This window comes from Chitinophagaceae bacterium (assembly GCA_007695095.1).
Lineage (GTDB): Bacteria > Bacteroidota > Bacteroidia > Chitinophagales > REEL01 > REEL01.
This window is the reverse complement of the sequence record REEL01000179.1, coordinates 1-4596: the sequence shown is the minus strand read 5'-3', so window position 1 is coordinate 4596 and position 4596 is coordinate 1. Positions and strand designations below refer to the sequence as shown.

General features: G+C 33.5%; 6 protein-coding genes. 2 read left to right on the top strand and 4 right to left on the bottom strand.

Features of this window, described 5'->3' with window-relative positions; all coding sequences use genetic code 11:
- Window positions 1-257: 257 nt before the first annotated feature.
- On the bottom strand, window positions 258-569 hold the full coding sequence (locus EA412_14620; protein TVR75950.1) for a type II toxin-antitoxin system RelE/ParE family toxin: 312 nt from the start codon (window positions 567-569) through the stop codon (window positions 258-260).
- The gene (locus EA412_14615; protein TVR75949.1) at window positions 566-787 is read right to left on the bottom strand and encodes a hypothetical protein; all 222 of its coding nucleotides are present in this window, start codon (window positions 785-787) and stop codon (window positions 566-568) included. Before EA412_14615 ends, EA412_14620 begins: the two co-directional genes overlap by 4 nt.
- A gap of 474 nt (window positions 788-1261) precedes the next feature.
- Here EA412_14615 and EA412_14610 point away from each other — a divergent pair, with 474 nt between their 5' ends.
- Window positions 1262-1504: a hypothetical protein gene (locus EA412_14610; GenBank protein TVR75948.1), complete on the top strand. Its 243-nt coding sequence runs from the start codon at window positions 1262-1264 to the stop codon at window positions 1502-1504.
- Window positions 1505-1780: 276 nt separating this feature from the next.
- Window positions 1781-2956 (top strand): ATP-binding protein, encoded by a 1176-nt coding sequence (locus EA412_14605; GenBank protein TVR75947.1) that lies wholly within the window; start codon window positions 1781-1783, stop codon window positions 2954-2956.
- Window positions 2957-3012: 56 nt separating this feature from the next.
- On the opposite strand, the gene EA412_14600 is transcribed toward EA412_14605, so the two are convergent.
- Window positions 3013-3693 carry a hypothetical protein gene (locus tag EA412_14600; protein ID TVR75946.1) on the bottom strand — a complete coding sequence of 227 codons (681 nt, stop codon included), beginning with the start codon at window positions 3691-3693 and terminating at the stop codon, window positions 3013-3015.
- Window positions 3694-3866: 173 nt separating this feature from the next.
- A partial coding sequence (locus EA412_14595; GenBank protein ID TVR75945.1) for a hypothetical protein occupies window positions 3867-4596 on the bottom strand: 730 nt, incomplete at its 5' end.

Here is a 4596-nt window from a genome sequence, read left to right as displayed (position 1 = left end):
TTTATCAACAATTAATTAACAATCAAGCGGTTAAGTAGTTTTTAATGGACGACTAATTAGTTTGTTTGATGTAGAATGCGTATTTTAATTCAGAATTACGTTTAATTTCTTGTCCGGTAGCGGGGACGCTACGGACAGGCTGGGTAATTTAAAATCCAAAACTTTCATTTTTTGTCCAAATGCTCAAGTCCGTAGTTCAAAACGGTAAGCTGCTTTTTTTTGAAGTATCTATAAACAACGAGAGTATTACAATTACACTAAGCTTTCATTTTGTTTGGATCCTGACGTGTATCAAATATATCAGTTATGATAATTTTGTCTTTTGCGGACAGATAGATGATTTTATAATGCGTATAAATTATTCGCCTGTGACCTTGGTTTAGTTCTAAAAGAAATTCTTCAATTTGACCACTTTCAGGATGTGTAGCTAAAATTTCAACTTTGTCAAGAATTTGCTTTCTAATCTCTTTAATTTTTTGAACATTTACTTTATCTTTTAATAAATTCAATGATTCATTTAAGCTATTAAATGCTTGGTGAGTATAAACAATTTCCCTTTTGGGTTTCATAAATAACTATCCCTTTTTGTCTCAACATCATCTCTACTAAGTAATTTGCCTTCTTTAATGTCTTTATTTGAGCGTTTTGCTCTTGCAATGAGCTTTTCTTTCAACATAAGTTCCTTTACACTTTTACTCAATAAAGTCCTGATTGCATCTAAAATTTCAGGGTCATTTTCTAATTCAATGAGTTGTTTTAATTCCTTTTTGATTTCTGTTACACGCATAACAATTGTTTATTGTAAAATTAGTGATTTTTTTTGTTTAATGTAAGGTTTTCTGTATTGTACAATTAACAAAGTCTGTAGTTCAAAACTTCCGAACAAGACAAAAAGCCGGTTATATTTTTAAAGATACATTTATGCATGACGAATTAAAAATAAGCATATTTTCAAAGAACTTTTGTTTTCTTCTTTCCCATTTTTACCGGCTTTTGATACACTGAAGTGTTTTATCCGGTTTTTTCGTGGAAGTAGCATGCCGGATTGGTTGCAGAACCTGAACATTTTTTATAAAGCAGTGCTTCTAATTATGCCGGTATGCTTAGTTTGATTGATGTAGAATGCGTATTTTAATTCAGAATTACGTTTTATTTCTTGTCCGGTAGTGGGGACGCTACGGACAGGCTGTTGCTAGGGGGGGAACTATTTTTTTTGAAATAAGGCTAAAGTTTCGGATATTTAGAAATTAAATTACAAAATATGGAATCAATTAATCAAATAAGAAATGGGTTGATAGATAAAATATTATCTATTAAGGACAAAGATTTTTTAAAGGCACTTGATAAGTTAATCACTAAAAGTACCTCTGAAACAGAAATTGTAGAATTGACAGATGAACAGAAGGCAATGTTGGAAATGAGTGAAAAAGACATTCAGAATGGAAAACTGATTTCTCAAGAAGCGATGGATAAAAGAAATTTGGAATGGCTAAACGAAAAGTAGTTTGGACAAGAACAGCAGAGATGCTGTTTTGGCCTTTGTAAGAGGTGGATTGTTATAATTCAAAATGGTAAACTTGCTAAATTGGGATGGACAGTTAGTTAATTCATAAGTGTCTAATTTTTAGACTCTTTGTAAAGTTGAATATTGTAGTTAGGCATGCGTTTTACCTTGAAATTTGGAAATCAAAATTCCATTTTTCAAGGATAATTTGTTGTTAATTTAAAAACATTGTCCTAATTTTACCTTGAAAAACAGAAATCAAAATTCCAAATTTCAATGATGATTAAAAGGAGATGTCTTGACGAACTCATCGAATTAGGTAAGTTTAATCCGGTTATTGGCATTATAGGGCCAAGACAGGTAGGAAAGACTACTTTGGCAAAGCAATTCATACAAATCATAGAAAAAAAGTGTATTTATATTGATTTGGAGAAACCCTCTGACTTTGAGAAAATGAATGAAGCTGAAATTTATTTTCAAGGGCATCAGGATAAATGCATCATCATTGATGAAATACAAACCCGCCCGGAATTATTTCCATTAATTCGTGCTTCGGTAGATGAGCAAAGGGAGCCACTTCGCTTTATAATTCTGGGTTCGGCAAGTCCGGATATTATTCGGGACAGTTCTGAAACATTAGCCGGGCGTATCAGTTATATTGAATTGAACCCTTTATCATTTTCAGAGCTTAAGGAAATCAACTGGCAACGGCATCATTTTTTTGGTGGATTTCCAAATAGCATTTTAAACACTAATGATAAGCAATCCAAACGTTGGCTTGATGATTTTATCAAAACTTATATTGAAAGGGACTTACCTTTACTCGGATTATCTGCTTCTCCTGTTTTAGTCAGAAGATTATGGGAAATGCTTGCCTGGCAAAACGGCAATCTGCTTAATGCAACTTCAATCGGAAAGTCATTAGGTTTAACAAATCATACAATAAAAAAATACATTCAATTTTTGGAAGGAGCTTTTATGGTAAAAACATTAGAGCCGTACTCTTCAAATGTGAAAAAACGCATTGTAAAATCTCCAAAAATATTTATTTCAGATACAGGTATTTTACATCGCTTAATGCGGATTAATCATTTTGACGAATTACTTGGAATGCCTTTTTTAGGGGCTTCTTTTGAGAGTTATGTGCTTCAACAGGTGCTTTCAGAAAAACCGGACGATCTGGATGTTTATTTTTATCGTACACACACAGGAACAGAAATAGACTTATTATTAACAAAAGCAATGAAGCCTGTTTCCGCAATTGAAATTAAATTTACTTCTGCTCCAAAAATTACTAAAGGATTTCATCAAGGCATAAAAGATTTGAAAACAAAACACAATTACATCATTGTACCTGAATCAGAAAAATATCCTTTAAAACATCATGTTTCTGTATGTGGGCTTAAAGTGTTTTTAGAAAGTGAACTACAAAACATTGTTGATAAAAAATAATTCAAATCACCACAAAGCATGTCCTTAAACAACTCCCCCTGTCCTTAGCGCCCTCGCTACCGGACATTGTAATTATAGGCAAAACCTTTGTCAAAAAATGGCTCGTATTGTTTGATCACCTGTCCTTTATTGTCATATACCTGCCAGCCACTGACCACCACATTGTAAGGATCGTTTGCACTGCGTTCTTTGCCTTTGGCTATGCCGTTTTTAGTCTGGTCATCCGGCAGTCCGCTGTCTCCGTACTCTTTCTGCCCAAAAATCACATCTTCTCCTTGTGTGCGGGTTTGCAGTAACCTGCCAAAACCATCGGTAAATTCTATTGTAGTAATAGTTGCTTCTGCATCTGCTCCATCGGGTATGTCGCTGTCGTGTGTGTGATATTCTCTTTTAATAGTCTTAACCCATACAGGCTGCTGTTCATTTACAAAAGCCATGAAGTCATACTCCATAATCGTACCGGGAGCGGTATCGGGTTCATCGCCAAGCGTTTCACTTTCTTTACCCATCACCGATATACTTTTGAGTAAACCAAGTGGTGTAAAACGATATGCGGTACGATTGCCGTTTGGGTCGGTAATCTGTTTTGCCTGCATTACACGGTAATCATATTCGGCTATGGTAACAAGATCCGTACCGGCACTTTGTTTCTGTGTAACGGTTTCCGGCAGTAAATGGTAAACATCATAATCTATTTTCGTTATATTACCAATCGGGTCTTTAGTCTCAACAGGCAAACCTTTCGAACTCTGCTGGCTGCTATGGATGTCAAGTTTTACCCGTTGGGATTGGGTGTAGAAGCCGATTATATTTCTAAAAAGACATTTTTGCATGACGAATTAAAAATAAGCATTTTTTCAAAGAACGGTTTTAGTTTTGATGTAGCACAGTCACATAATACAAGATGAAGTTATGGGGAGCTGGGATCGTGAACCTCAAATTTAAAAGGATTAGATAAATATTCATTAGTCTCACCTCCTTTTTTTACAACTAATTTTGCTTTAAGTGAAAACTTGCCTACATCTTTTAAAATACTATAAAAAACACTTGTCTGATATTTATCATTTGGTAATTGAAGTTCATACCATTCTTCATGAACATCCATTTTAGCATAAAGTTCTACTTCTATATGAGGAGGGATGGGATAAAAAACATAATAATACAATGTATCACCGAAATAATACATTCCGTTATTAATATCGTCAGGTACAAATATATATGGGTTTTTATCACCATCCTCCATAATTAAATTACCGTTTTTATCATAACTACTTAAATAAATATACCCACTAATAAACGGATTTTCAAAACTGTATTTTGAAACTACCTGATTCTTATGATAAGCAAATTGATGGTATGCTAAGGAGTCTTGATAGAAAAAGGCCTTATATTCTAACAATTTTTTTTCGGGATCATTATAATAAAATTTCCATTTTCCATCTTTAAAACCGTTTAACCATGTAACTTCAAAATTCATTGTACCATTTTCAAAATAACCATATTGTTTTCCATCTAAAAGCCCCATGTTATAAAGAGATTTCAATCTTAAATTACCATTTTCATAATATTCTTTACTCGTACCGTGTAATAAAGTATCCCCATTAAGGATTTTATATTCTTCAAGTTTTTTTAAGGAGTTA